Origin of the sequence: Brevibacillus sp. NRRL NRS-603, from assembly GCF_003013445.1 — a bacterium.
GTDB classification, from domain to species: domain Bacteria; phylum Bacillota; class Bacilli; order Brevibacillales; family Brevibacillaceae; genus Brevibacillus; species Brevibacillus formosus.
Genome location: NZ_PXZN01000036.1, coordinates 1 through 2754, shown reverse-complemented (window position 1 = coordinate 2754; position 2754 = coordinate 1). Strand labels below are relative to the sequence as shown.

Genomic DNA, 2754 nt, shown 5'->3' with positions numbered 1-2754 from the left:
CCGAGCGACGCTTCGGGATGCAGGGATTCTCGTCGCGCAATTGTTTGTCAGAGCGATGCGCAAATACGAAGCCTTGCACAAAGGAATGGCGGCTAGAGGCTTCGGGGAGAGCATGCAGGTGCTCTCGTTTCATACCCATGCTCGCTCGCGCCGCTATGAGTGGGAGTCAATCGCAGGCTGTATGCTGCTGGTGCTGCTTGAGTGGTGGACAGGAGGTTGGCGGTAATGACATCACGGTTGTTGGAGTTCATCGATTTGCAGTACACGTATCCAGGAGGGCGGGAACCCGTCCTGTCAGGGCTGTCCTTATGGATTCCAGAGGGGAAAAAATGTGTCCTTTTGGGGAGGAATGGCTGTGGGAAGTCCACCTTGTTCTTGCATGGAAACGGAATCATCGAGCCACAGCAGGGACAGGTGCTGTGGAAGGGGAAACCGCTTGTCTACAAACGAGCCGCATTGCAAGAGATGACGCAAAAGGTGGGCTTGGTCTTTCAAGATCCTGAGCATCAGTTGATCGCAAGCACGGTCGCGGAAGATATATCCTACGGTTTATTCAATCAGAAGCTGCCTGTGGACGTAATCCGGGCAAAGGTTGAAAAGGTGCTGGACGCATTCGGGCTGAGAGAGCTGGCAGAAGCGCCGATTCATCATTTGAGTCTGGGGCAAAAACGGCGTCTGGCACTCGCAGGGGTTATGGTCATGGAGCCCGAGCTTTTGCTGTTGGACGAGCCTACTGCGTATCTGGATCGCTATCAGACCAAAAATTTGTTGCGGGAGCTCGATGCTATTCATCAGCAAGGAACGACTGTCTTGATGGCGACACACGATATGGATATTGCCTTTGAATGGGCAGAGTGGATTTGTATCATGGATAAAGGAAGGCTTGTGTTCGCGGGAGATCCGCAGGAGGCATTGGAAAACAGAGCCATGCTGGAAAGTCTTCATCTGGGTATGCCGTTGCTCGTCGATGTGTGGGAAGCACTGCCTGAGCAGTGGAAGCGCGAACTGGACGGAAATATTCCGCGTTCGGTCGACGAACTGCGAAAAATGCTCAGTGTTCAGCGGGTGTGGTGAATGGAGTGGGCGCTTTCGGGTATGCTAACCCCAAAAAGCCATGGAGGTACGCGTATGCAACATGACTCTGTCTCGAGTTCATCTGTCCCGAATCATCAGGAAAAAGGAATCTCTCGTGATGTAAAGGATGAACTGTTGTATCGAGTATTGGAGAAAGAGATGACTACCGCTGAACAGGATAAGAAGATAAAGGATGATTACCTAAAAGGAAAGGCGTAAATTTGCGCCAAAAAGCCCTTCTCTCCATATAAAGGCGTGAAGGGCTTTTTTTCATGGAATGATCCCCGCTGAAAAGGTAAGAAGATTTGTGCGGATTTTGTAGGGATATGTCCATTCATCACGAATAACGTAAAGAAGGCACTTACTTACAATGGGAGAAGTGATGAGGTTGTGATTTCAACGTTGAATAAAACGCTATGCGTTCAGCAACTCGTAGAAAAGTTAAGAGACAAGCAGCTTCTTCATGTACCAATCGCTGATCTTCGAGAATCGAATAATGCGTTGTATAAATACGTCAATCAGCTCAATGACTCGATTGCGATCATTCCGACCACGATTAATTCTGTCATTACAGGCGTCATCCGCTTCCAGGAAGGGTATTTTATTACCTTGGGCATGCTCATCTGGAAAGACGCCAACAAAAAAGGGGCGTTCAAAGAAGGGACGTTTCTTTTTTACAAGCATGACGCTCATGAATCGATTGAGGATTGCGTCCATATTACCAATTCCATCGAAAATCACAATCTGATGGAAAGCCTGTTCTTTGCGTGCTGCGAGAGCAAGGATGGCGATTCCGTGCTTTCCTATTCGCATATCGAGCATGCGATTACATACGGAGAGCTGTATCGTGACATAAAGTCCAAAATCAAAAAAGGGTTTGCGTAATTAGAGAAACTTTACATGCCAAGTTTTGGGTGCTATACTACTGGGAATTTATAAAATATTCCAATTGAAGAGGAGTTTTCCCACTTGATGATCAAGAAGTAACGTCTTGCCATTCGCCAGTTGGCTCGACCCCCTCCATGTAAATGGTTTTGTTCACCCGAAAACGAAAACCATTGACAACCAAATGGAGGAATATCACGATGAGTAAACCTGAAATGAATGTTGCCCTAGTAGTCGGTCCTGATACGGATCTGGATACCCAAGCAATCCGAAACACACTTGAGTATTTTGGAGCTCGAGTCTTTACGTATTGGATTGGTCGACCAAGCGATTTGATTGATGTATTGAATGGCACCGACCTTTACCCAAATACCGACATGATTGTTCTGAATTTCCATGGAGATGAGGGTAGCCTTATCATGCCAGAGCTAGGCGAGGACGTTTACGAGGAAGGAGAACCAAAGGGTGATTTTGGTCCTGACGAGGTTAGACGTTTTGCCAAGCTGGATGGAAAAATCGTGTTAGGTAACGGATGCTCGCTTGGTGATCCTGAATTAGCGAAGGCCTTTCTGGACAGTGGTTGCCAAACGTATATCGGGCCAGATGATTACCCGGACGGAAGTTCTGCGCTGATGTTCGCACTGCGCTTTTTCTACGAGGTAATTCAAAACAAGAAAAGCGTGGAAGCAGCTTTTCGAATCGCAAAAGCAACTGATGAAGAAAACGGGATGTATCAGCTTTATGTAAAAGAGTAGTGGAAACGCAAAGGGAGCCTGGGACTGACCCCCGTTTGTA

Annotated in this window: 5 protein-coding genes; all 5 read left to right on the top strand. The window is 47.6% G+C overall.

Features of this window, described 5'->3' with window-relative positions; genetic code table 11:
- A partial coding sequence (locus C7R94_RS24010; RefSeq protein ID WP_233220648.1) for a CbiQ family ECF transporter T component occupies positions 1 to 226 on the top strand: 226 nt, incomplete at its 5' end.
- Complete coding sequence (locus C7R94_RS24005; protein WP_106785242.1) at positions 226 to 1074, top strand: energy-coupling factor ABC transporter ATP-binding protein; 849 nt, start codon at positions 226 to 228, stop codon at positions 1072 to 1074. The genes C7R94_RS24010 and C7R94_RS24005, both read left to right, overlap by 1 nt.
- 54 nt (positions 1075 to 1128) lie before the next feature.
- Positions 1129 to 1293, top strand: coding sequence for a hypothetical protein (locus C7R94_RS30380; RefSeq protein WP_233220647.1), 165 nt, complete (start codon positions 1129 to 1131; stop codon positions 1291 to 1293).
- Between the two features lie 171 nt (positions 1294 to 1464).
- The gene (locus C7R94_RS24000; protein WP_106785241.1) at positions 1465 to 1959 is read left to right on the top strand and encodes a hypothetical protein; all 495 of its coding nucleotides are present in this window, start codon (positions 1465 to 1467) and stop codon (positions 1957 to 1959) included.
- Between the two features lie 200 nt (positions 1960 to 2159).
- Positions 2160 to 2714, top strand: a complete 555-nt coding sequence (locus C7R94_RS23995; protein ID WP_106785240.1) for a delta-aminolevulinic acid dehydratase — start codon at positions 2160 to 2162, stop codon at positions 2712 to 2714.
- Positions 2715 to 2754: the final 40 nt, after the last annotated feature.